This is a genomic window from Spirosoma jeollabukense, from assembly GCF_054777855.1.
On the sequence record NZ_BAAHAD010000003.1, the window covers coordinates 53048 to 77131 of the forward strand.

General features: G+C 47.6%; 18 protein-coding genes. 7 read left to right on the forward strand and 11 right to left on the reverse strand.

Annotated elements, in window-relative coordinates; all coding sequences use genetic code 11:
* Positions 1-692: 692 nt before the first annotated feature.
* Complete coding sequence (locus ACYVEA_RS14290; RefSeq protein WP_461114127.1) at positions 693-1607, reverse strand: Fpg/Nei family DNA glycosylase; 915 nt, start codon at positions 1605-1607, stop codon at positions 693-695.
* Positions 1608-1991: 384 nt separating this feature from the next.
* On the opposite strand from ACYVEA_RS14290, the gene ACYVEA_RS14295 reads away from it, so the two are divergent.
* Entirely contained in the window at positions 1992-2939 is a 948-nt protein-coding gene (locus ACYVEA_RS14295) for a hypothetical protein (RefSeq protein ID WP_461114128.1), read from the forward strand.
* A 74-nt stretch (positions 2940-3013) separates the two neighbouring features.
* On the opposite strand, the gene ACYVEA_RS14300 is transcribed toward ACYVEA_RS14295, so the two are convergent.
* The 5 genes from ACYVEA_RS14300 to ACYVEA_RS14320 form a co-directional block, all read right to left on the reverse strand.
* Positions 3014-3451 (reverse strand): hypothetical protein, encoded by a 438-nt coding sequence (locus ACYVEA_RS14300; protein WP_461114129.1) that lies wholly within the window; start codon positions 3449-3451, stop codon positions 3014-3016.
* Between the two features lies 1 nt (position 3452).
* Entirely contained in the window at positions 3453-4319 is an 867-nt protein-coding gene (locus ACYVEA_RS14305; protein ID WP_461114130.1) for a transglutaminase domain-containing protein, read from the reverse strand.
* Positions 4320-4439: 120 nt separating this feature from the next.
* Positions 4440-6122: an OmpA family protein gene (locus ACYVEA_RS14310; protein ID WP_461114131.1), complete on the reverse strand. Its 1683-nt coding sequence runs from the start codon at positions 6120-6122 to the stop codon at positions 4440-4442.
* Positions 6123-6266: 144 nt separating this feature from the next.
* Positions 6267-6899 (reverse strand): hypothetical protein, encoded by a 633-nt coding sequence (locus ACYVEA_RS14315; protein WP_461114132.1) that lies wholly within the window; start codon positions 6897-6899, stop codon positions 6267-6269.
* A gap of 42 nt (positions 6900-6941) precedes the next feature.
* Positions 6942-7571: an MgtC/SapB family protein gene (locus ACYVEA_RS14320; RefSeq protein WP_461114133.1), complete on the reverse strand. Its 630-nt coding sequence runs from the start codon at positions 7569-7571 to the stop codon at positions 6942-6944.
* Positions 7572-7708: 137 nt separating this feature from the next.
* On the opposite strand from ACYVEA_RS14320, the gene uvrA reads away from it, so the two are divergent.
* The 5 genes from uvrA to ACYVEA_RS14345 all read left to right on the forward strand — a co-directional run bounded on the left by uvrA (position 7709) and on the right by ACYVEA_RS14345 (position 18319).
* Positions 7709-10612: an excinuclease ABC subunit UvrA gene (gene uvrA / locus ACYVEA_RS14325; protein WP_461114134.1), complete on the forward strand. Its 2904-nt coding sequence runs from the start codon at positions 7709-7711 to the stop codon at positions 10610-10612.
* A 186-nt stretch (positions 10613-10798) separates the two neighbouring features.
* Positions 10799-13186, forward strand: coding sequence for a DUF11 domain-containing protein (locus ACYVEA_RS14330; protein WP_461114135.1), 2388 nt, complete (start codon positions 10799-10801; stop codon positions 13184-13186).
* A gap of 166 nt (positions 13187-13352) precedes the next feature.
* Positions 13353-16142 (forward strand): DUF1553 domain-containing protein, encoded by a 2790-nt coding sequence (locus ACYVEA_RS14335; protein ID WP_461114136.1) that lies wholly within the window; start codon positions 13353-13355, stop codon positions 16140-16142.
* Positions 16143-16222: 80 nt separating this feature from the next.
* On the forward strand, positions 16223-17728 hold the full coding sequence (locus ACYVEA_RS14340) for a DUF1501 domain-containing protein (RefSeq protein ID WP_461114137.1): 1506 nt from the start codon (positions 16223-16225) through the stop codon (positions 17726-17728).
* A 198-nt stretch (positions 17729-17926) separates the two neighbouring features.
* Entirely contained in the window at positions 17927-18319 is a 393-nt protein-coding gene (locus tag ACYVEA_RS14345) for a DMT family transporter (protein ID WP_461114138.1), read from the forward strand.
* A gap of 19 nt (positions 18320-18338) precedes the next feature.
* On the opposite strand, the gene gatC is transcribed toward ACYVEA_RS14345, so the two are convergent.
* Genes gatC through purH form a run of 3 tightly spaced genes read right to left on the reverse strand, consistent with a single transcriptional unit; the run spans position 18339 to position 20982 of the window.
* Complete coding sequence (gene gatC, locus ACYVEA_RS14350; RefSeq protein ID WP_461114139.1) at positions 18339-18626, reverse strand: Asp-tRNA(Asn)/Glu-tRNA(Gln) amidotransferase subunit GatC; 288 nt, start codon at positions 18624-18626, stop codon at positions 18339-18341.
* A gap of 31 nt (positions 18627-18657) precedes the next feature.
* Positions 18658-19389 (reverse strand): lysophospholipid acyltransferase family protein, encoded by a 732-nt coding sequence (locus tag ACYVEA_RS14355; RefSeq protein ID WP_461114140.1) that lies wholly within the window; start codon positions 19387-19389, stop codon positions 18658-18660.
* Between the two features lie 45 nt (positions 19390-19434).
* The gene (purH, locus tag ACYVEA_RS14360) at positions 19435-20982 is read right to left on the reverse strand and encodes a bifunctional phosphoribosylaminoimidazolecarboxamide formyltransferase/IMP cyclohydrolase (RefSeq protein WP_461114141.1); all 1548 of its coding nucleotides are present in this window, start codon (positions 20980-20982) and stop codon (positions 19435-19437) included.
* A 380-nt stretch (positions 20983-21362) separates the two neighbouring features.
* Between purH and ACYVEA_RS14365 the strand changes: the two genes are divergently transcribed.
* The gene (locus tag ACYVEA_RS14365) at positions 21363-21761 is read left to right on the forward strand and encodes a hypothetical protein (RefSeq protein WP_461114142.1); all 399 of its coding nucleotides are present in this window, start codon (positions 21363-21365) and stop codon (positions 21759-21761) included.
* Positions 21762-21928: 167 nt separating this feature from the next.
* Here the strand turns inward: ACYVEA_RS14365 and ACYVEA_RS14370 are convergent, their stop codons facing one another.
* Both ACYVEA_RS14370 and ACYVEA_RS14375 read right to left on the reverse strand, forming a co-directional pair.
* Positions 21929-23143, reverse strand: a complete 1215-nt coding sequence (locus ACYVEA_RS14370) for a hypothetical protein (protein ID WP_461114143.1) — start codon at positions 23141-23143, stop codon at positions 21929-21931.
* A gap of 50 nt (positions 23144-23193) precedes the next feature.
* Positions 23194-23640 (reverse strand): hypothetical protein, encoded by a 447-nt coding sequence (locus ACYVEA_RS14375; RefSeq protein WP_461114144.1) that lies wholly within the window; start codon positions 23638-23640, stop codon positions 23194-23196.
* Positions 23641-24084: the final 444 nt, after the last annotated feature.

Genomic DNA, 24084 nt, shown 5'->3' on the forward strand with positions numbered 1-24084 from the left:
TGTAATCTAATTGAACCTTAAAAAGCATGCTAGGATTTGTTCTTTTTATTCGAACGTTAGCTGTTGGCACCATCTTTATCGTTTGCAGCATAGTGTCAGGGCTTATAATAACCCGCATTCTTAGGCATTTCGATCTTGTCTCTTCTCGTACCACTGAAGGATTGATAGGGGTGGGTATATTAATTACTCTCTGGATAGTCTACAGGCTTTACTTTCAACAGTATTTGTATTTGGATGATGAATAGTTATGATATGCTTGTCATATTTAGCCTGTTTTTCATACTTTCAGGCAATGGCTCATCTCGGAATATTCTATTAACATAAGTCTTGTGGCTGTTGCAAAAGTCCCTACCCACTCTAAGTTACTTTGGTAAACGATAGGTATTCACTTTACAATGACCGGAAGTTGGCTTCTTTACTTGGCTTTCAGTAGGTCTTTCAGACTTTTGCAACAGCCACTCTTGTTATACAACACATCCCCAAAAAGTACAATTCAGCTTGACATAAGACCGGGGTGGTGACATCGTATGTCACCACCTTCTTTTTTTCCATTATCTCTAGTGACGCGTCAGCCTTGTACAGTTGGGGTGGCGTATGCCTAAGAAAATCCGTTGACCGTAGGGCAACAAAAAGCCCCGACTTGGCTTTAAGCTATCAAGATCGGGGCGACGTACGGTTGTACGTGGCATGGCCTATCCCTGGCGAGTTGCATCCCTGCATTGCTCGATTCCGTTTAAGCCAATATTTTTAGGGGGTCTTCCTCCTGTAGCTCCGGTTAGCTCCTGTACTAAAGGGAGCACCTGATCTTTTGGGCAGAAGAACGTAGTGCGTCCACCCACGACCGAGCGTTCAATGCGGGTTCTACAATGCGGACAATATTTGTGCGCTTCGAGATCATCGTAAGGAGAATCGTCCCACTCGCGAACGTGAATCAGGAAGCCGACTGGGAAATCCCGGTACGTAGCTTCGTAGCGAATGGCTGTTTCAAGAACGAGTAAAATGGCATCATGAAGATGACTCATCTGAGCGTCGGAGAGTGTGTCTGCCCGTTGCTCGGGGTGGATACGAGCCTGAAACAGCACTTCATCAACAATCCAGTTTCCTAAGCCGGCCACAATGCTCTGATCGAGCAACACGGGTTTTATTAATGCTTTTTTGCGCCGGATACGCTCGGTCAATTCGGTCAATGAAATCGCCAGACCGTCGGGGCCAATTTTCTTTCGTTTCAAAAAAGCCTCTATGTCATCTACTAAACCAATACGTTCGAATTTACGCGGACAGAGGAAACCAAGGTTGAACCCACTCGTAAATTCAAATACAATTCGGGCAAAGCGCGGCCGGTCGAGCGAAGCGTGATAATAGTCCAGATCACCCGTCATGCCAAAATGCATGTGGACAATCACATTGGCTACGTCGGTTAAAACGAATAGGTTTTTACCTATACGGCGCGTACCCGTAAACTGCCTTCCGTGCAGCGTACTGGCTAATGTGGCGTAATCAGTTGTGAGTAGTTTTTTATCCTCAACCTCAATATGGCTAATGGGCTGGTATAATGAAGACGTTTCGAGGTATTGACGTCTAATCTCAACTTCGGGAAGTTCGGGCATTATTGACGAATATTTAAATCATAACCGACGTAGTAATTAGGTTGTTATCAGTTAGGCAATTGATAGGCTACTAGCTGGGTAGTCTAAGTTAAGTAGAAACTTCTATTTATTGTATGGCTTATCTTGTTGATAATCAATTACCTTTGTGAGGCCTATTAATGCCGCGTTAACAACATTTTTAAGAGGCAATTCGTTATAGTCGACAATAGAATGATAAAAACTAACGTTTCGATAACATTGCTTGCCTGTTAAAATCAGATTTTCTGGGCAAGTAAAGTTTCTTAACCATCGCTAAACTCCTGATGTAACAACCTCTACACAACCGCTTAGGCGGCTTTTTGAAAATTTGTGCATGTTAAATCGTTAAACTAACTGAAAATTCTTATGGAAAGTAATTCGCAGAAACCCAAGACAAGCGGTGCTCTACTGGCTGCCCTGATTATTATGACGGGTCTGGCAGGTGTATCGAGTTATTTGTATTTCGATCAGAAGAAAGTCTCTGAAAACCAGGAGGTAACCATCTCCGAGCGTGTTGAGGAATTGTCAACGACCCGAGTTAAACTAGATTCGATCTCGACAGCACTTGATGCCAAGATTGCCGAAGTACAAAAACTGGGTGGCGACGTTTCTGAATTGCAGAAAATGAAGGTGCAACTAGAAGGCGATAAAGCAGCATTAAAAAGAGGTAATCGTATTTCGATTTCTAAGTACGAGGCTAAAATCAAGCAGTACGAAGCATATCTGGTTGAAAAAGACACGCTTATCGCCAACCTACAGCGCGAAAACGTAACGCTCGCCAGCAATGTTAAAGTACTGGACGAAGAAAATACCGGCTTGAAAGTGAAAGGTCAACAATTCCGCGATTCGGTAACGACGGTTGTTAGCCAGGTTCAATCTCAGAATCAGGAGTTGAGCACAAAAGTTACTCGTGCAGCAGCTCTGAAAGCGCAAAACGTTAAAGTGTTCGGTGTTAATGCCAAGGGCAAAGTGAAAGATGACGACGCCTATAAAGCAAAGCGCCTGGACAAAATCAAATTGGTTTATACCCTGTTAGACAATCCGCTGACAAAAGAAGAACCAAAAGATGTGTTTGTTCGTGTACTTGATCCTTCGGGAGCTGTCGTATCGGATATGGCCAATGGCTCAGGTACATTCACGGTAGACGGTGCTGAAACGGTTTATACCACTAAGCAAACGGTAAATTACACCAGCAATGGACAAAATGTTGAATTGCTATATAGCCGTGGTATTCCTTACAAACCAGGTAAATACACAGTAGAACTTTATTCGGAAGGTTTCCGGATCGGTTCAGGTGAGTTTGCTGTTCGCTAGTAGAGTACCTATCAACATATCAAAAAAGCGCGACTCCATAAAGAGTCGCGCTTTTTGTTGTAGAGCAATCTGGTTTATTTAGATCCTGAGAAATTGAGGATATTCTGTGGGTCATTCTGGATGGTAAGCCGAAGTAGCTTTCCCTGTTTCTCCATTCCGTTATTCGTGAAAACCCGGTCGGTTTGTACCGTACCGATACTCGAATCGGCCAAACGAAGCTGAACACCATTTGTCTGGCGACTTAAGGCTACATGCGGGAGAGATAAGCTGGCTTTTTCCGGATACAGTTTGGTATAAACTAACGTAACAGTACTGTCTGACTCTGCTTTTAATTCGGCATACGGCATTTGACCAGCCGACAGTGCTACATACGACGGATCGAGATACGAATTTGTATGATACGTACCGACTAGTTCAGCCGCAAGTGCTGTGGAAGTCGGTTGAATATCAGCCTCATGTTGGCAGGCCGTCAGCGTTCCCACAAAAGCACAGAAGAGCAGTTGTTTGGTCATGTCAGTGGTTGATTTGATTAGTAGACCCGGCTGAGGTTGAAAGAGTTGGAGCTTCTTCTGCTTTTTTTTCGCTTTCTTCCAGCTCATTCTGGGCTGAATCGACCCATACCTGCATATCATTAAGATTCATTGGACCAAACTGTGTTGTAAACGCTACATCAGCTGCGTCGCGCCCATAGGCGACTGTAATTCGATTGCCACGTGGTTGTTCCTGCGTAGCATCAAATGTAAACCAGCGCCCATCAACATAAGCCTCAAACCAGGCATGAAGATCCATGGGGTCAAGCTGGTATAAATAACCAACGACCATGCGGGCCGGAATATTTAAGGCACGGCAAAGGGAAATACCGAGATGCGTAAAATCACGACAGACACCGATACGTTTGTCGGCGGTGTCGATCGCCGACGTACTGGCATCGCTCGTGCCGTATTGATAGGTGACGTTTTCATGAATCCATTTGCGAATGGCTTCAACCTGATCATAACCGGGTTCTGTATCTTTTGTGATCTGAGTGGCTAAGTCACCCATTTGATCAGACTGGCAGTAGCGGCTGGGTAGTGTATAATGCAGCACATCATCGGGTAATTCTTCAACGGGTGTATAAGGAGCACCAGGTGCGACGTCAATTAAATCAGCCGTTTGAACCGTAGCTGAAAAGAAAATGGAAAAAGGCCCCACAGGAGCTATAACTCGCTGACAGAGATTGCCATACATATCGGTGAACTCCGTGACAATAACGGAGGGCGTAATCTGGTATTCTTCCCGGATGATCCACTGCCCCGCACCTGAGCGAGGACGTAGCATGAGAACCAGAGGGGTTGGACTTAGCGCTTCGAAGGAGAGTTTGCAGCCAGCGTTGAGTTGCATGTCGTTTTGCTTGATAAATGAGAACAGGCGTTTGGTCGCCAATACGTTAACACGATTCCTATAGTATGGTTGACGTATTTATGCTTTTTTTTACAACTCAGTAGCTGATCGGAGAAAACATCATTTTTTCACAATCACAAACTCAACCCGGCGGTTTTTCTGACGGCCTTCTTCGCTATCATTCGTAGCCACGGGTTTGGTCTCACCAAAACCTTTGCTGGCAATACGGTCGGGTTCAATGCCTTTACTGATAAAGTATTCACGTACTGCATCGGCCCGATCCTGCGAGAGTTTATTATTGATCTCATTGGAACCGGTGTTGTCAGTGTGTCCCCGCATTTCAATCGTCATTTTGGGGAATTCGTTTAGGGTTATCACCAGACGATCCAACTCAGGAGCCGACTCAGGGCGAAGTTCCGATTTTCCCGTATCAAAGAAAATATTGTTTAATGGCACTACGTGTCCCGGCTCAATCGACGCTAGTTTTAGGTCTTTGCCTTTAATTTCCTGATACCCCTGCATTTTGGTCAAATCAATATTGTCACCCTCGGCAATGAAATCTTTGGCAACCGCCCGCATGGTGTATTTCTGCCCGTAAGGCAGCACAATTTTATATTCACCCGTCAGGGGGTCCGAGGTAGCTTCACCCGCTTCGGCACCGTCGGGAAGTGTTTGATAAATAATGCGGGCTTCAACCGGCTTTCCCGTAATCTGGTCAATCACCTTACCACTAATGAGCGCAACAGGATCGGGTCGTGTTGCATCAGCACCGGTTTTTCCCGCCACATCGTCGCCATTACTCACCTTGCTGGGTTGATCGATTGATGAGCCGTCGGAGAGTTTGACCCGGACAATGTCGCCTTTGCCCAGTGTATTTTTAAAGGTCGTCAAATAAGCATAATCGCCCGAAGCCGCCAGAGTATAGTAGGCATCGTAACCGTCCGTGTTGACTTTGGGGCCAAGGTTAACCGGCTTCGACCAGTGTTTCCAGGTTTTGTCGACTCGTTTGCAGACATAAATGTCATTGCTGCCTAAGCCACCCTCCCGATCGCTCGAAAAGTACAGCGTTGCACCATCAGGAGCCAGAAAAGGTGTCGTTTCGGTAAACTTGGTATTGACTTCCGGGCCGAGGTTCATTGGTTTTGTCCATGACCCATCTTTCTGCCGGAAAATCACATATAGGTCATCTTCTTTACTATTTTTCTTCTCGCTAAACGCCATCAGCAGGACTTTTCCATCCGACGACATAAACCCGCAGTCGAACTGACCCTTGCTCATATTCACGTAGCCAGGAATGTCTATTTTCTGGGGAGCTGCCCAACCTGTAGCGGTACGTTTACTGATCGAAAATCCGCGTGTTTCGTAATTGCCTTTGTCGTACTGACCCTTGATAAGCATCGTATTGCCGTCGGGCGTGATGCTATAAGCGCAGTTGTACTCGTCTTTGTTCAGTGGCTGACCCATCCGCTGGGCAGGCCCCCATTTGTTTGTCAGCGTATCGAGTTTGGCATACCAGATATCCTGACTGCCTTTAGTACCGTGTGTATTGTTAGGGTGACTGATTCGGGCGAAGTACAACGTTTTTCCGTCGGGCGAAATCATCGGATTGATTTCGTTGTATTCCGAATTTACCAGATTGCCAAGGTTTTCAACCGCTGGGGGCGGCTCTGGTGATGGGGCACGATTCGCTGCCGGGAGATTCTGACTGGCCGATGTGGTTGAGTCTTTGCCCGGTTGCCCGTGTGTCGACACAGAAATAGACAGGAAAAGCAGGCTGGCGACAACAGCACCGTTAGCATTCATGAGGTGATACGTGATAGTGGATACGGTCTAGACAAAACGACTGTGAGTGCGGGTTTTGTATGAAAACCATCGGGATGCCGAACCGTTAGGCTGGGCATCCCGCTCACTCAAATCCCATAATTAGGCTAAATTCAATCGCTTTTTTTAGAAGAACGATAAGCGAAGCACAAAAGGGCTGCTATACACCAAGCTGGCTACGGCGTTATTCGAATAGTTCAGGTTATACAAAGCCGTTAAGTTAACACCAAACCGGCGGCTTATCGGCTGCGAGTACGTTAACCCAAGCAAGGGGGAAGTTAGGGCGAATGCCGCCGTCCGACCCGTCTGGTTCTCCGTCTGCTGAATGGTTGTGCTCTCAACCTCGCCATGCAGGTACAGGTTGGGCAGAATCGACGGAATAAACTCGTACATCACAAAACCACGTCCGCCATACTGGTTATACGTCAGGTATGGAACCGTTGATCCGGTGTTTGTATAAGCTTTGTAGCGCGTGTAGGTATAGCTTCCGCCAATACCAACGATCATGTGCTCGGTTGCCTGGTAAGCAACCACCGGCGATATGCCCAGACTAAACGGGTTACCAAAGCGAAACCCGTTGATGCCGCCCCCAAACCGCAACCGCTGTCCGAATGGCAACGGACGACCTTCGGGGGTCTGGGTTCTGAGTGGATCACGGCCCTGATCCCGGCGCTCATCGGGGTCTTCGGTGAGTTGCCCGAATGCTACGCTGCTACTTAATAAAACTGTGATAAAGAGTAACTTCTGGATATGATTCATGGTGGTTTTATGCAGGATAAAAACTCATAGTATGTAACGAAATCAGAATGTAAATTCTTTTACGTCGGGGTCGTTCAACAAACGTTTAATACACTTTTCATGATTTTGCGCCGAGCCATCAACACTCCAGTGACCAATGATCTCTGTGCCAATACGTTGTTGCTGGCTCCGGGTTGGCAACAGATCATATTCTTCAAAGAGTTTCTCGTATTGATTCAGCGTTCTGTTATGAAAGGCCGTTACGATTTTATAATTACGCGTTTGATTCAATTTCTGAATCCGGTTGGCAAATCCTACCAGCAACAGCAGCGAGCCCAGAATAAACACAAAACCAATGAGTGCCAGATCGAATTGACCTGCCCCCAGACACATCCCTAACGCGGATACGGCCCAAACGGTTGCAGCTGTAGTAAGTCCTTTTATACGGTTATCATCCCGAAAAATGATACCGGCGCCCAGGAAGCCAATGCCGTTAACAATATTGGCTGCAATACGGTCACCTGAGCCGCCAACACGTCCCGAAACCAGCGTAAACAAAGCTGACCCAACGCAGATCATAATCATGGTGCGGAAACCAGCCGCCTTGCCGTGGTATTCACGCTCGGCTCCAATTAATCCACCCATGACCAGCGCCACGCTCAATCGGATAAGGTCTTCCAGTTCAAAATTCATTTCACTAGTCAATACGGTACTTCATCGAATCTCGTTGCAAAACCTACCCGGTTTGTAAAACCTTATCGGTTTGAGAGAAACCATATCCTCAAATAAACCGTTAAAACTTAGATAGAGTTTACCCTCATTAACTTAGAATGACTCATACCACGGAAACCGAACCGCTACGTTCTGTTGACCACCTCAGCCCAAAGCAGTTTATTATTATTAAAGGGGCGAAAGTACATAATCTTAAAGGAATTGACGTTGCCATACCCCGTAACAAATTGGTTGTTCTAACCGGCTTGTCGGGTTCGGGCAAATCATCGCTGGCGTTTGATACGTTGTTTGCCGAAGGCCAGCGAATGTATGTCGAAAGCCTTAGCAGCTACGCCCGGCAGTTTCTGGGGCGTATGGAAAAGCCTGAGGTCGAATACATTAAAGGCGTTTCGCCTGCTATTGCCATTGAGCAGAAAGTTTCGACTCGAAACCCTCGTTCAACAGTCGGTACGTCTACTGAAATTTACGATTACCTGAAATTGCTCTTCGCACGGGCGGGCACTACCTATTCGCCCGTGTCGGGGCAGGAGGTACGTAAAGACACGGTTACGGACGTTGTCAATTTTATGTACGGCTACGAGGCCGGACAACGCGTCATGATCATGGCACCCTTGCGGGTCCGAGAGGATCGTACACTGGCTTACGAGTTGAATATCCTGCTTCAGAAGGGCTATACCCGTATCGTGGCCGATGGGGAGGTGTTACAGATAGAAGAGGTACTGGAGAATGGAGCACAAGCCGATGAAATGGGTGTCAATGCCTCAACGCCCAACGCGCTCGAAATTCTCGTTGACCGGGGAACGGTTTTATATGACGCTGATGGAAAGCCCGACGAAGACAACCAGTATCGTTTTTCGGATTCTGTACAGACCGCTTTTAATGAAGGCGACGGTACGTGCCGGGTTGACGTAGTAGGTAGGGAGTCCCGCGTTTTTTCCGATAAATTCGAATTAGACGGGATTGTATTTGAGGAGCCTAGCGTAAACCTGTTTACGTTCAACAATCCCTATGGAGCCTGTCGACGGTGCGATGGATTTGGTAAAGTGCTGGGTATCGACCCTGATCTGGTCATTCCAGACAAAAACCTGTCGGTCTTCGAGGGGGCCATTGCGCCCTGGCGGAGCGAAAAAATGAGCGAAGAGTTTCTGAAGCCGCTGCTCAAAAATGGCATTCGCTTCGACTTCCCAATTCATCGTCCCTACAAAGATCTGACACCCGCTGAGCAGGAATTGCTCTGGACGGGTAATACGTATTTCGATGGCCTGAACGCTTTTTTTAACTACGTTGAAAGCCAGACATTTAAGGTTCAATATCGGGTCATGCTGTCGCGTTATCGGGGCAAAACTACCTGCCCGGAATGCCGTGGGTCGCGTTTGCGGAAAGATGCTGGCTACGTAAAAGTAGCCGGGAAGTCGATTACGGATCTGGTTCTGATGCCTCTGGGTAAAGTCACTACGTTCTTTCACGAACTCGAACTTCCCGAGCACCAGCAGCAGGTCGCTAATCGAATATTGGTTGAAATCCGCAACCGACTCGATTACATGGAACGGGTTGGCCTGGGCTATTTAACGCTCAATCGCCTGACAAACACATTGTCGGGTGGTGAATACCAACGGATTAAGCTGGCTACGTCGCTTGGGTCGGCACTTGTTGGCTCAATGTATATTCTGGATGAACCCAGTATTGGCCTGCATCCCCGCGACACAAAACGATTGGTCAGCGTGCTGGAATCCCTGCGCGACATGGGCAATACGGTCATTGTTGTTGAACACGAAGAAGAAGTCATGCGGGCCGCCGACCAGCTCATTGACATCGGCCCCGATGCTGGCACCCTGGGCGGACATCTGGTTTTTCAGGGAACGTGGGAAGAAATAGCGGAGGGCAGAGGGCAGAGGGCGGAGGAAGTTAACGGCCAGGACCCCATGCCCTCCCACACCCTTGATTTTTTAACGGGTCGTGAAACCGTTCCTGTGCCCACCTTTCGTCGGAAATCGGCGAATTTTATCGAGTTGAAGGGCGCGCGGGAGAATAACCTCAAAGATGTTGATGTTTGGTTTCCACTCAATACGTTAACGGTCGTCACGGGTGTGTCTGGTTCAGGCAAAAGCACGTTGATTCGGAAAGTGCTCTATCCCGCTCTGATGCGGCAAAAGGGTGATGCTGCTGAAGAATCGGGTAAATATGACAGTCTGGGTGGTTCACTCGATCGAATTGCGGCCGTGGAAATGATCGACCAGAATCCAATCGGGAAATCAAGTCGCTCAAACCCGGTGACGTATATTAAAGCCTATGATTACCTCCGTCAGGTAATGGCCGATCAACCGGTGTCTAAAGCGCGGGGGTATAAACCAAGTCACTTTTCATTTAACGTAGACGGTGGCCGCTGCGAAGTTTGCCAGGGCGAAGGCGAAGTCAAAATCGAAATGCAGTTCATGGCCGACATCTACCTCAAATGTGAGGGCTGTGGCGGTAAGCGCTTTAAGCAGGAAGTGCTGGAGGTGACGCTGCATGACAAAAACGTCGCAGATATTCTGGACATGACTGTAGACGAAGCCATCGACTTCTTTCGTGCATTCGATGCAAAAATGGCGGATAAACTCCAGCCCCTGCGGGATGTTGGATTAGGCTATATTGGCATGGGCCAATCGGCTAACACGCTCTCGGGTGGAGAAGCTCAGCGGGTCAAACTAGCATCGTTCCTGGGCAAAGGTAATCCCAACAAAGGCGGTACGTTGTTTATTTTCGATGAACCAACTACGGGCCTGCACTTTCATGATATCCGTAAGTTACTGTCGGCTATCAACGCACTCGTCGATCAGGGCGATTCCGTTATCATCATCGAGCATAACATGGAAGTGATCAAAAACGCTGATCACATCATCGACCTTGGCCCCGAAGGTGGTGAAACCGGTGGTTACGTTACGTTCACGGGTACACCCGAAGAAATGGTGAAGCTGACAGACGGGAACCACACGGCAGAGTACCTAAGGGGAAAAGTCTGAGTCTGCACTTTCATTTGTATTGATTTTCTACTCTTCTTTCCAAAAATTAAGAAGAGTAGAAAATCAATACATTTTTTCTGCTAATGTATTGGTAGATAAGTAAATACCTTTTCAGTTATTTAACAGTGCATAGCCAGTTGTAAACTTTCCCCTATTTTCGTGGTGGTGTAAATCTATCCACTACGCATGCTTAAGGTTTTTATATGGGTTGTGCTGCTAATCGGCTGGCCTTTTTTTGCCGTTGCACAGCTACAGATTTCCCACCCGATGGGCCGTCTGGTTGTGCAGCGTGGTGCTGATGGTAACGGGCGGATTTACGTATCGGGCAGGCTCACTAGCCAGGTAGATCGGGTAGAGGCCCAATTGACAGCCGTTTCGGCGGGTCAGGGTGTCGATACGGGCTGGCAAACGGTACAAACCAGTCCCACTAATAATCTTTTTCTGGGATACGTTACGGGGGCGGGCGGCTGGTACGTCCTGACGGTCCGCACAATCGTTGGCGCAACCGTAACGGCGCAGGCAACTGTACAACCGGTTGGTATTGGTGAAGTGTTTATTACGGCGGGCCAATCGAACGCTCGTGGCCTCGGTATTGGCGACAACGATCTTGGCTCTAATACAGATCGTGTCAATGCCATAGATTCCATCAATCACTCGTATCCGCCTGGGGCGCAGTCCCTTGTCTCGTCGGGCGATCCGTCGCCAGTAGCTGTGTTTAAACCCCTGACTGCGACCCGGAATGTTTTTCCAATGGCCGAGAGTTCATGGGCCTGGGGCGAATTGGGCGATTACGTCGTGAATCGCTACAATGTGCCAGTGGCGTTTTATGTAGTGGGCTGGGATGGTTCAACAGTCGAAAACTGGATTAATAGCGCCAATGGGATTCCCACCTGTAACCGCTATTACTGCGTAGAGAACTGGCCGAACCTGCAACCATACACCAACCTGAAGAACGTTTTAACGTATTATGCGTCCATGGCGGGTGTGCGGGCTATACTTTGGCACCAGGGTGAAGCCGAGTATAATTTCGACAGCAACAATACGAGTGTACCCTTTTATGCTGATCGATTAACTGCACTCATCAACAAATCACGTCAGGATTTTGGTGGTCGAAATGTTCCGTGGCTGGTGGCGCGGGTTTCGTTCGACGGGAGTGTAACACGTCCGGAAGTAGTGGCAGCCCAGCAACAGGTCATAAATACGCCAGGCCTAAACGTGTTTCAGGGCCCACTCAGTGATACGATCCAAGGCCGCAACGCGGGTAATCAGGATGTGCATTTTCGGAACGCATCGCGGCCATCTCCTCATCCAAACTATTTTCTGAATCCAACTGCAATTCCGCAGGAAATGGGCCTGTCGCGTTTCGCCCGCAACTGGAATGCGAGTATGGATAATACTTTTTTTCAGAATGCCCAGCCCATTACGCCCGTGCAGTTCGCCGTGACGAATAATCTGGCCGATAACGTAACGCCCGGTGCCACGCTGAACGTATCATTTACTACGCTCGGAACGTTCGATCCCAGCACGCAGTGGCAGGTACAGCTACTGGATTCGCTGGGTCATTATCAGGCCGTTTTGGGAAGCGGTTCTACAAGTCCCATACAGGCGACGCTGCCAGGCTCCTATCAGAGTGGCCGTTATCAGGTACGGGTGGTGTCCACCTCAGCGGCTGTGTCGGCCGTACCATCGAACCTGTTTCGTATTACACAGTATGTGCCAACCGCCGATCTAAGTTTGGGGATAACTATTAATCAGCGCATACCGAATTTGAATGAACCCGTTACAATCACGCTTACTGTACGAAACGACGGTCCAAATCAGGCGACGAACGTAGCCGTTCGAAATCGGCTTCCCGATAACCTGGCTTTTATTTCCGGCTCGGGCATGGCTGCTAATGGCAACGTAGTAACCGGTACAATTGCCAGCCTGGACGCCGGAACATCGACAACGCTCAGTTTCATGGCGCAGCCAACGGCCGCCGGTACGTATCGAAACGCAGCCGAGATTACGCAGTCTACGCCTAATGATCCTGACAGTCAGCTAGATTCGGGTACGGGTGACGGCCAGGATGATGCCGCTCAAGTGGACTTTCGTACCCGCGAGGGTGGCGGTGCTGAATTTACATCGCCGAATCCCAATCAGGTGCCATTACCCAATGTGATCGGTAACCAGCCCACCCCTGACCCCGCCAAAGCTGACGTAAGTATAAGATTATCCGTCAATACGCTTGCTCCTACAGTAGGTGACGTTATTTCCTACAACCTGACGATCGCCAATGAGGGTGGTTTAGCGGCAACAGGTCTGAGTGTAGCAGCCTATCTGCCCGCTAATCAGACCTTTGTGCCGGGTGATGACCTGACACTGTCGGGTGGGACCCTGCTGGGTGATATCAGCAGTTTAGCCGCTGGAAGCCGTGTTACGTTACATTTTCGGGCTACAGCAGCGGCTGCGGGCCAAGGTATTTGCAGCGCTCAACTAACAGCATCCAGTGTGCCTGATCCGGACTCTGTTCCGGGCAATGGAACCACCAATGGCGAAGACGATACTACCCAGATCGATATACGTGTGCGCTAACAGGGTGAGTGTGCTGTAGTAGTTGATTTGTCTGTTCCCACCCCAAATTTTAACTGAACGGTTTAGCCTGATTCTTCGTTAAAATTAAACTTATCCGTGACTTTTATAGTACAAAAAGTGGTTCTTATGCTTTCAGTAGTAGGTATTGTTTGGCTATACCGGATATATGAAAACGCAGTGGATTCTTATTGGTGCAGGCGGGATCGCGGTGGCGCTAATGCTCTCGTCGTTTCTCGGCATTTTTGAGAGTCGGGTAGACTATAATACGCAAATTAAGCCGCTGCTCAACAAAAACTGCATTGTTTGCCACGGGGGTGTGAAAAAAGCATCGGGCTTTTCCCTCTTATTCCGGCACGAAGCTGTAGCTCCGGCCAAATCGGGTAAACCGGCTATTATTCCTGGCGATGCTAATGGCAGCGAGATGATTCGGCGCTTAACGTTAAGCGACCCCGAGGAACGAATGCCGCTCGATCACCCTGCCTTGAAACCCGACGAAATCGACCTGCTGCGTAAGTGGATTGATCAGGGTGCCGAGTGGGGCAATCATTGGGCCTATCAGACTGTTAAAAAGCCAGATGTGCCGCAAATTGGTACGTTCTGGAGTCGGTTGGGTGTTGTTGAAAGTGACGAAGCGAACTGGGCTAAAAATGAAATTGACCATTTTGTCCTCGATAAATTAAAACAGGACGGGTTGGCCCCATCACCTGAAGCTGACCGTGTTACGTTAATTCGTCGGGTATCGCTCGATTTGACGGGCCTTCCACCGACCGAAAAAGAGGTCAGCGACTTTGTGAATGATAAATCGGCTGGTGCCTATGAAAAAGTTGTCGATCGACTGCTCAAGTCGCCCGCTTATGGCGAACGGTGGACAGGCATGTGGCTCGATCTAGCGCGATATGCTGATACCAAAGGCTATGAACGTGACCCCGGTCGGAAAATCTGGCGATACCGCGACTGGCTCATCAAAGCATTCAATGCCGACAAACCCTTCGACCAGTTCACGATTGAGCAACTGGCAGGGGATCTGTTGCCGAACAGTGGTGTCGATGATGCTAATCTAATTGCCACGGGTTTTCATCGGAACACGATGACCAATGATGAGGGCGGCACGCAGGACGAGGAATTCCGAACGGCGGCTGTGCTGGATCGGGTCAACACAACCTGGGATGTCTGGCAGGGCACTACGTTTGCCTGCATTCAGTGTCATAGCCATCCTTACGACCCGTTTGTTCACGAAGAATATTACAAATACCTCGCGTTTTTCAACAACACCCGCGACGAAGACGTAACAAGCGACACGCCAACGCTACGTTTCTACAAACCGGCTGACTCGCTCAAAATCCTCGATCTCCAAAAATACATTGCGTCGGCCGTCCTTGATTCGAAGCAGGCGAAAGCTGATATAAATCGGGTTACGTACCTTGTTCGGACGATTGAACCAAAAATCAACTCGCACGATTTCGATCAACTTGTCAATGCATCGTTACTGGATGCTAAATACTTTGGTGTTCAGGACAAAGGCTCGGCGCGTATTAAAGACGTAACACTCACGGGACGTCCCCGCATGTTAATCGCCTGGGGTACAAAGGCCCCCGATGCAACCGTCACATTCAGGGAGGATAAGCCAGATGGCCCAATTGTAGCGGTTGTACCCGTTCCAAAAACAGGGAATCAATGGAATGATACGATTCAAATGATTCCTTTGCCGCCAATTCAGGGGAAGCACAGTTTATACCTGTCACTGAACAGCCCTAAACAGCCCAAGGACTGGGTAATGGTTAAATGGGTTGCGTTCCAGCCCATATTGCTAGGTCAACCATCGGATGCTGTTGGGGAACAGGATAAAAAACTCCTGGAAATCCTGAATGCAGAGGCTGAACAGACCCCGATTCTGCTTGATGGATCGGGTGATCTGGCCCGCAATACGTATGTTTTTGAACGGGGTAACTGGATGGTGAAAGGGAAACGGGTCACACCCGACGTACCGAAATCCTTCCCGGCCATGGATCCCAAATTACCCAAAAATCGATTGGGACTGGCCCGCTGGATGGTGAGTCGGGAACATCCGTTAACAGCCCGCGTAGCTGTCAATCGGTTCTGGGAGCAATTATTCGGTACCGGCATTGTCGAAACGGTTGAGGACATGGGTACGCAGGGAATACCACCTACTCACCGCGAACTGCTGGATTATCTGGCCGTTGAGTTCATGGAAACAGACCATTGGCGTATTAAGAAGCTTCTGAAAAAAATAGTCATGTCCGCTACGTATCGGCAGCAATCGCATGTGTCGCCGGAGTTGCTGGCTAAAGATCCGTTTAACAAATTGCTGGCTCGCGGGCCGCGCGTTCGTTTGTCGGCCGAAGCTGTGCACGATCAGGCACTGGCCGTGAGTGGATTACTGAGCCAAAAAATGTATGGGCCAAGCGTCATGCCAATACAGCCCAATGGTATCTGGCAATCGCCCTACGATGGAGAAACTTGGAAACAAAGTACAGGCGATGACCTGCACCGGCGGGCCTTGTACACGTACTGGAAACGCACGGCGCCTTACCCGTCAATGGTGACGTTCGATAGCCCAAGTCGCGAATTCTGTCAATCGCGTCGTATTCGGACCAATACGCCTTTGCAAGCATTAGTGACGCTTAATGATCCGGTTTACGTGGAAGCCGCCCAGCATCTGGCTGATTACATGCGTGATCATGGCAGAACGCCCGAGGACCAGCTTCAAGCCGGGTTTCGGTGTATCATGATGCATGATTTACCGCCAAAAAAGCTGGCTGTCCTGACGCAACTTTATCGAACAACCGAAGCGTATTACCGTCAGAAACCAGGCGAGGCAGAATCTTTGCTGGACCGATTGGGCGTCGATTGCGCTACGCTCACACCCCAGCAGGCAGCCTTGACCGTAGCCGCCAATACAATGCTGAATCTGGATGAAGTGATCACGAAAGAATGAGTTTTTTAACACAGAGAAAACAGGGGTTTCAAAATGCTCTGTTTTCTCTGTGAAATCTCTGTTTTCTCTGTGTTTAAGAAATGAACAAACTCTGGCAAGAACTTCAACGAGCAGCGGCCGAACGCGAAACCCGGCGTCATTTTCTACATACCTGTTCAACGGGCTTAGGGGCGATGGCCCTTAGCGCAACCCTGGGGAGTTGCGGCTTTTTTGGAAAAAGCGACCCGACGACTAATGACGTTGGCGCGCCTGCATTATCGGGTGGTCCTGCTACGTCTCCGCACCCGTCGCAGTACGTTCCCAAAGCGCAACGGATCATTTACATTCACATGGCCGGGTCGCCAAGTCAGTTAGAATTGTTCGATTATAAACCCGAACTGGCGAAGTATAATGGTAAAGATTGCCCGCAGGAATTACTCGAAGGAAAGAAATTTGCCTTTATCCGGGGGGTGCCCAAAATGCTCGGTCCACAGGGAAAGTTCGCGCAACGAGGTCAGTCGGGGGCGTGGGTGTCCGATTATCTGCCGCATTTGCAGGGTGTCGTGGACGATGTTACGTTCCTGAAGGCGATGCACACTGACCAGTTTAATCATGCGCCTGCTCAGTTGCTCATGCATACGGGGAGTGCTCGACTGGGACGTCCCAGCATGGGGTCGTGGGTGACCTATGGCCTTGGTACGGAGAATGATAACTTACCCGGCTATATCGTGTTGGCATCGGGCGGAAAACAACCCGACGCGGGGAAATCCGTATGGGGAAGTGGCTTTCTGCCAACAGTTTACCAGGGCGTGCAGTGCCGTACCGACGGCGATCCTGTACTTTACGCGTCTGATCCGGCGGGTATCAGTCGTGACGTTCGCAAACAGACTATTGATGCCATCAGTCAGATTAACCAGCAACAGTACGAAGACGTCAACGATCCCGAAATTCTAACCCGCATTGCGCAATATGAACTGGCGTTTCGGATGCAGATGTCAGTGCCCGACGCCATGGATATCAAAAGCGAGCCACAGTACATTTTGGACAGCTACGGTGCTGACCCAAATAAAGGGTCATTTGCCCGCAATTGTTTGCTGGCCAGACGGTTGGTTGAGCGGGGTGTTCGGTTTGTTCAGTTGTTTGACTGGGGATGGGACACGCACGGCACAAGCGCCGATGGTTCCATTGATGTTGGGCTGAAAACGAAATGTAAAGAGTCAGACCAGGCCGTAGCTGCGCTATTGAACGATTTAAAACAACGCGGGTTGCTGGACGATACGTTGGTCGTATGGGGCGGAGAGTTTGGACGGACACCGATGCAGGAAAACCGCGATGGTCAGGTGTTGCCGTTCATGGGCCGCGACCATCATCTAGAAGCATTCACGGTCTGGATGGCCGGTGGTGGTGTCAAGAAGGGCTTTTCCTACGGTGAAACCGACGACATCGGTTATTACGGCGTGAAAGACAAAGTGCATATTCATGACCTGCAGGCTACCATTTTGCACTTACTCGGCTTCAATCATACCAAACTAACGTATCAGTTTCAGGGACGTCCATTCCGGCTAACCGACGTAGCGGGAATGGTTGTGAAGCCAATTCTGGCGTAGGTATTCAACGGGCAGATCAAAGGGGTTTACTTTTGAAATAGTACGTCCGGCCGAAAAAGTGATAGCAAACGTATAATAATCAGCAGAGCCGTAGACAGTTGAGCGATAGTTTAGTTATTACCTGAAAAGGCAACAATTTCTTACTCAAGCTTAGCTCTTGATTCGTTACATTCGTTTCACTTTCGTCAGGTAATCGCTGTGATCAAGCCAACAATGCTGTCCTGGTTGTATCTGATTGGTGCTGCCGCCTGTCAAACGGCCTGGATGTACTCACTTAAATACGTTAGCCTGGATGGCCTGAAAGCACTACGCTGGACTACGTTTTATCGACTTGATGGCGGCTTGCCCGCTCTGCTCCCGTGGCTGGCCTACGTTGTCTTCGGCATTGTCAATACCGTGCTGCTGGCCAGCGCCATGCGCACCATTCCAACTACGACCGCGTTTGCCGTCTGGATGGCTTCAACGCTGGTATTTCTTAAAGCCGCCGATGTATTCTGGCTGAAAATGAACTGGTCATGGACTGAGTTCTTTTTCATTGTGCTCATCACTATCGGCATCGTTGGCTTGAAACTAGCTGGCCCTACGGAGTAACTAAAACGGGTAAGCCACCCTATTCTAAAACCTTGGGGACTTCAAAAAATTTATCGTCGTGCTGGGGCGCATTGGCCAGCGCCTGCTCACGCGGAAGGTGATTACCAACCACATCCTCACGTAGCACGTTGGTTTCATCCGAAATGTGGGTTAAGGGTTCAACGCCGGTTGTATCCACTTCGTTAAGTTGCTCCATCCACGTTAATACGCCATTCAGGCTATTAAGTAATTCGGCTTCTTCTTCGGGTTTTACCTCCAGACGAGCCAGATGGGCGATTTTATGTAATGTTTCGTGATCTACTTTCATAATCAATGAGTGAAGAGTGAAGAGTGAATGATTAGGCCGCAACATTCATTGTTCTCATTAACTCAGTATCAATAATTCTATATGTTTCCTGCTTTAACCGTTCCACATCGTCCTGGGTCATTCCCGCGGTTTCGATTGGCGGGTGAACAATCGCCCGCAAGGGATGCCAGTGGAATCGTACGGGACTTTCATCGGGCAGGATCTGGTAATTGTTCAGTAAGGTAATTGGCACAATGGGTACTTGCTGCTGAATCGCCATCGTGAAGGCGCCATCTTTGAAGGGCACCATCTGGGGTATTTCTGTCGCCCGAATACCGCCCTCCGGGAAGATCATAATGCTACGTCCCGATGCCAGCGTTCGAATGGATTTGGCCAGAGAATAGGCCCGACTGTTGGGCTGATTCCGATCGACCTGAACGTGAAGCTTCGCAAACATATACCCTATCAGCGGAATTTGTTTTACATCACTTTTACCCACAAACGCGTAGTAGTTCCTGACGATCAGCCCCATAGCGGCAATGTCCAGATAAGAAAAATGGTTCGCACAAAACACGTACGTCTGATTAGGATCGGGATGGAAACGACGCTCAACCCGAACCGGCATGCCTATTCCAATAAAGAACAGCTTTCCCCAGATGTAATTGATCTTGTGCGCCAGTGGCTTCCAGTCGTCGCGTTGCAAACACACAAACTGGATCGGAAACAGCACGATGTACAACGCCACGAGATAAACAGCGCACCAGATTGTGTAAAGCAGTTGCATGGGTTCTTTTTTGTCCTGCTTCCCTTCGTCAGCAGGACAAAAACATTAGTGTTTAAAATGTCTCACGCCCGTCGTAACCATAGCCAGGCCGTGCTCATTGCAATAATTGATCGAATCCTGATCCCGGATGGAGCCACCGGGTTGCACAACGGCCGTAATACCTGCCAGACCAGCAATCTCAACGCAGTCGGGGAACGGGAAGAATGCATCCGACGCCATAACCGATCCCGCCAGATCGAAACCGAACGAATGAGCTTTTTCGATGGCATGACGTAGCGCATCAACGCGGGAGGTTTGGCCTACGCCACTGGCCAGCAATTGTCCCTCTTTGGCGAGAACAATCGTATTTGACTTCGTGTGTTTGCAGACTTTGAGCGCAAATTCCAATGCCCGAACTTCGCTATCGGTAGGCGCCTTGTCTGTAACCGTCTTGAACTGCTCGGCGGTTTCGGTCTGGTTGTCCTTATCCTGCTCCAGTACGCCGTTCAAAATGGTCTTAAACATCACTGTCGGTAAGGCCACGGCATTACGCTTCAATAGAATCCGGTTCTTTTTCGACTTGAGCAGGCTCAAGGCTTCGGTTGAATAGTCGGGCGCGATCAGAATTTCCATGAACAGTTTAGTCAACTCTTCGGCCGTTTCCAGATCGACTGCTACGTTCGTGATGACGACGCCCCCAAAAGCCGACACAGGATCGCAGGACAGAGCGTTTAGATAGGCTTCTTTAGGTGTCGAAGCCGTGGCAATACCGCAGGCATTCGTATGCTTGATGATAGCGAACGCGGCCGATCCATCCGTAGCCGGAAATTCATCAATCAGACTCACACACGCATCGACGTCCACTAAGTTGTTATACGACAATTCTTTACCATGCAGTTTGTCGAACATGGCGTCCAGGTTGCCATAAAAACTTGCCTGCTGATGCGGGTTTTCGCCGTAACGAAGGTGATTGGCCGGTAACGTTTTGAAATCGTAAATATGCTGACTCTCTCTTTCTTCCGACGTCTCACCCGCAAAGTAGGCTTGAATGGCGGTATCGTAGTGCGACGTAACGGCAAAAGCTTCACCTGCGTAGCGACGGCGATCGCTGAGGTCCGTGGCTCCCTTTTTCTCCGTCAACAGATCGACGATGCAACCATACTGACTCCGCGAAGAGACAATCACTACGTCGTTGTAATTTTTGGCAGCCGCCCGAATCAGCGAAATACCACCGATGTCGATTTTTTCAATAACGTCCTCATCCGACGCGCCCGAGGCAACAGTTTCCTCGAATGGATAAAGATCGACCACAACCAGATCAATAGGCGGAATCCGGTGCCGTTCGGCCTGGGCCAGGTCTTCGGGAAGTTCGCGCCGATACAAAATACCGCCCATGACGGCCGGATGCAGCGTTTTAACCCGTCCACCGAAAATAGATGGATAACCCGTAAGGTCTTCAACGGCCGTAACCGGAATACCCAGTTGTTCGATGAACGCCTGGGTTCCACCCGTTGAATACAATTTGACGTTGTGAGTGTGCAGCAGCCGTACTAACGGTTCGAGTCCGTCTTTGTAGAAAACGGAAATCAGCGCGGAGGAGATTTTAAGAGACATGAGGTCGGTTGAGAATAGACCGGCGGTGGCCAGTGCCAGACTATTTCTAAAAGAATGACAAGTTACGCGAAATGGCCAAAAAGCTGTTTCAGTAAGACAAGGGGCAAAGATAATCAAAGGTCTTAACTTTCCCTTTAACGTTAACCGAAGGGCTCTCTAGTCGGCGCTATCTGTACAATCAGTGAGTTTATGGGTGCGGCTAGAATTAGTTGGATGGCGAAACGTAGCAGATTTAACTGTAATGAGAAAAGTAAGGTATTAACAACCGGCCAAGTGAAGAAATATCGGCGTATCTCAATTAGTCGTGTAGCTCAAGAATGGAAAGGGTAGTGTACTTTTGATAAATTTTAGTTCGATATAATCACTGTAAAACCCAGATGATGAAACGCTTACTGTTAGTCTTTCTTATGCTATCTCCTTTATCTGGCTGCAAAAAAGAAGACATTGATACGCTTGAGCAATATGTAGGTGTCTATACTGGTAGCTTCGATCAGTCGTCCATTTTAAAGGGTGAAATAGTAGTAACGAAAGGAAACAAAGGAAATCTATCTTTTTCTTTTACGGGCACCACACCACACCTTGATCTTACAGCAACGCCTGACGAAAAAGGCAGTTTTACTATAACTCCAATGTTAATGCAAGGCTATCAAATTTATATAGCTTTTAGCGGAAACGGTCAATTTTTAACAAATGTCTTAACACTTAATTTGTATTCCGACTATACAGACGATAGCAGGAACAACCCCCTAGGTACAGTTTTTGTCGGGAAAAAGCAATAACTACCATAGGCAATAAATGCAAATAGCCTGACTATTAATAGGGCTGTTTGCATTTATTTTTAAAACGTTTAAAGTAGAAAAAAAGCAGAAATACTTCTACCGGAACAGATTGGGGACTTCTGGGATGAAGTATGAGAGTTGAGGTATTATTTTTAACAAATCGATAATTAGTCTTGAAAAAATATATTCAGAAACTTAAATTTTCCACTTATAGTCTTTGCTTTTGCTTTGACAATAATCCATTTATTGAAGTGTAGGCTTTCAGTAAAAACACTGCCAGCTAAATCCCCTTCGCCTTCAATTTTAATTTTAGGATTATCCATTATATCAACATCTACACCATTACTAATGTGGGCTGTACCTTTCCGGGTATCTATATTAAGATCATAGACTAAGATTCTATACTCTTGGTAGGAGTCATCAAGGATTTCTCCTTTATGTGGGATCTCTGCTATATATTGATTGATTTCTTCTATTTCGTCTGCATATTGTTTGTCAATATAGCCAATTGAAACTTCCTTATTTTCAACATCAAAACCTGAAAATTCTATAGTATTAAAACCTTTACCCACTTGAGCACTTATACTCTCAATTTCATCCATATTTTTAAGGATGTTAGTGGTAAAGTTTTGAATATTATCTTCTTCAATTTTATAAGAAAAAGATTCATAAACCTGCCTTGCTGACGAAATAATATCCCTCTCGAATGATGTGCCTGAAATCTCACCTGTGGCTAACTGTTTTGCTTCTCCCGGCAACGTATTGACCGAATATTCAAGGCAAAGTTGAAAGTACCTTTTTATAAGTTGTTCTTGAAAAAAAAGCCCTGCGTAATCTACTTTGACCCTGAATTTGAGCTCAAAGCTACCTTCTATAGAAGGCATCTGAAACACCTGTGCATTCAATGCTTTTATTTTCAATGCATCCCCTATCCGGTTTAGTATTTTGTCGGCGGATTTCCCTACTTCCGCAACAGTATTTGAGAATGCTTCATGAATATCGGCTATTTTACCCTGTAAACTAACCATATAATCAAAGCCGATAGCTCGTTCTACATTTGGACAAAAAACATTCTCTAAAGGTAAATAATCAAGTGGCAATAATTGAGTTGGCAGATAATATGTCGCTAATTGTTTTCCGTTAATATCTTTGTCTACAATGGATATATTCTGGTTAGATAGTATTAAGTCTCTGTAAGATACTTTTCGTTTCACAAAATCATTGTATTGTTTGTTTGAAATAAGTAGGCTAAAATGTCTAAACATATCATCTTCTTCACAGGCCAGTGAGCCGATAATTTTATTCCCTAAATAATTGGTTCCTGCGTATAAAATAGGAAATTCATCAAAATGGAATACATGGAAATTTTCCGAGATGTTCATCCATTCCGAAGGTACCATTTTATATTGATCTTGAACCTCGAACATCTGAATTATACGAAAGAAATCATTTCAATTAGGACTACTTTTTCGATAACAAATTCGTCAGATTTGTAAAGGTCGTAGTGATAAGTATCAACGCCATTTCTTTGATTAGGCGTATGTTTTACTTTTCCGGCATCGGGTAAAAATTTAAATACTCCAATTTTACTACTCGGTTTTTTTATCATTGGAGATATTGCTAAAGTTAACGAAAATTTGTCAGTAACAGAGCGTTTACTTTGGTCATTCCATAAGTTAATTGATAGTCCTTTGTACCCGCATATCTCATCGCATGAATCGTTATCAGGTATCAACCCCCTTTCGGAGTGGGTCCTAAAATCTCTTATCTTTAAGTCTTTAGTATCACTAACCTTGCGAGCAAAGGTGTCAACACAATTCTCAGATGCGTTGTTATAGCAGTTACAATTGTGGCCTTCAGATACAGTAGTAAAGTTCATACGTCACTCTAATGTTTGTTACAAAAGCAGAAAGGTTGCTAATCTACGCAACCTTTGGATATTAATAACTTCACGCACTCTCTAAACTGACTGATGACCAAACCCAGCGTATAGACAAAAGTTAACAACTTGGAAATCTCCCACGGCTGGCTACAGGATTTAGGTTAAATGGTAATTGTAAATCCAGAATTGTCATAGTCGTGACTAAGTCGTTTTCCCGAATGAACACGTAGACTGCCTATAGTCCACAGATCACTAATGCGTTAAGTGCCTGTTTCTTTCCGAGCATTGACCAAACCACTAACAGCGCAATTGCCACAAATCCAATAAATGCCTGCTCATTGGGCAATAAGGCTGCAAACGAGTTTGGTTCAACAATGCCGTTGTAAATGATAAACCGTATCGTTTCCCCTGTCGATCATTGGGAGACACTAAGCAATCAGG

Coding starts and splice junctions, on each gene's coding strand:
- ACYVEA_RS14330 (WP_461114135.1), top strand. CDS start 10,799: ATGCTTAAGGTTTTTATATGGGTTGTGCTGCTAATCGGCTGGCCTTTT.
- gatC (WP_461114139.1), bottom strand. CDS start 18,626: ATGAAAGTAGATCACGAAACATTACATAAAATCGCCCATCTGGCTCGT.
- purH (WP_461114141.1), bottom strand. CDS start 20,982: ATGTCTCTTAAAATCTCCTCCGCGCTGATTTCCGTTTTCTACAAAGAC.
- ACYVEA_RS14355 (WP_461114140.1), bottom strand. CDS start 19,389: ATGCAACTGCTTTACACAATCTGGTGCGCTGTTTATCTCGTGGCGTTG.
- ACYVEA_RS14295 (WP_461114128.1), top strand. CDS start 1,992: ATGGAAAGTAATTCGCAGAAACCCAAGACAAGCGGTGCTCTACTGGCT.
- ACYVEA_RS14290 (WP_461114127.1), bottom strand. CDS start 1,607: ATGCCCGAACTTCCCGAAGTTGAGATTAGACGTCAATACCTCGAAACG.
- ACYVEA_RS14300 (WP_461114129.1), bottom strand. CDS start 3,451: ATGACCAAACAACTGCTCTTCTGTGCTTTTGTGGGAACGCTGACGGCC.
- ACYVEA_RS14315 (WP_461114132.1), bottom strand. CDS start 6,899: ATGAATCATATCCAGAAGTTACTCTTTATCACAGTTTTATTAAGTAGC.
- ACYVEA_RS14370 (WP_461114143.1), bottom strand. CDS start 23,143: ATGAACATCTCGGAAAATTTCCATGTATTCCATTTTGATGAATTTCCT.
- ACYVEA_RS14320 (WP_461114133.1), bottom strand. CDS start 7,571: ATGAATTTTGAACTGGAAGACCTTATCCGATTGAGCGTGGCGCTGGTC.
- ACYVEA_RS14340 (WP_461114137.1), top strand. CDS start 16,223: ATGAACAAACTCTGGCAAGAACTTCAACGAGCAGCGGCCGAACGCGAA.
- uvrA (WP_461114134.1), top strand. CDS start 7,709: ATGACTCATACCACGGAAACCGAACCGCTACGTTCTGTTGACCACCTC.
- ACYVEA_RS14305 (WP_461114130.1), bottom strand. CDS start 4,319: ATGCAACTCAACGCTGGCTGCAAACTCTCCTTCGAAGCGCTAAGTCCA.
- ACYVEA_RS14365 (WP_461114142.1), top strand. CDS start 21,363: ATGAAACGCTTACTGTTAGTCTTTCTTATGCTATCTCCTTTATCTGGC.
- ACYVEA_RS14375 (WP_461114144.1), bottom strand. CDS start 23,640: ATGAACTTTACTACTGTATCTGAAGGCCACAATTGTAACTGCTATAAC.
- ACYVEA_RS14335 (WP_461114136.1), top strand. CDS start 13,353: ATGAAAACGCAGTGGATTCTTATTGGTGCAGGCGGGATCGCGGTGGCG.
- ACYVEA_RS14310 (WP_461114131.1), bottom strand. CDS start 6,122: ATGAATGCTAACGGTGCTGTTGTCGCCAGCCTGCTTTTCCTGTCTATT.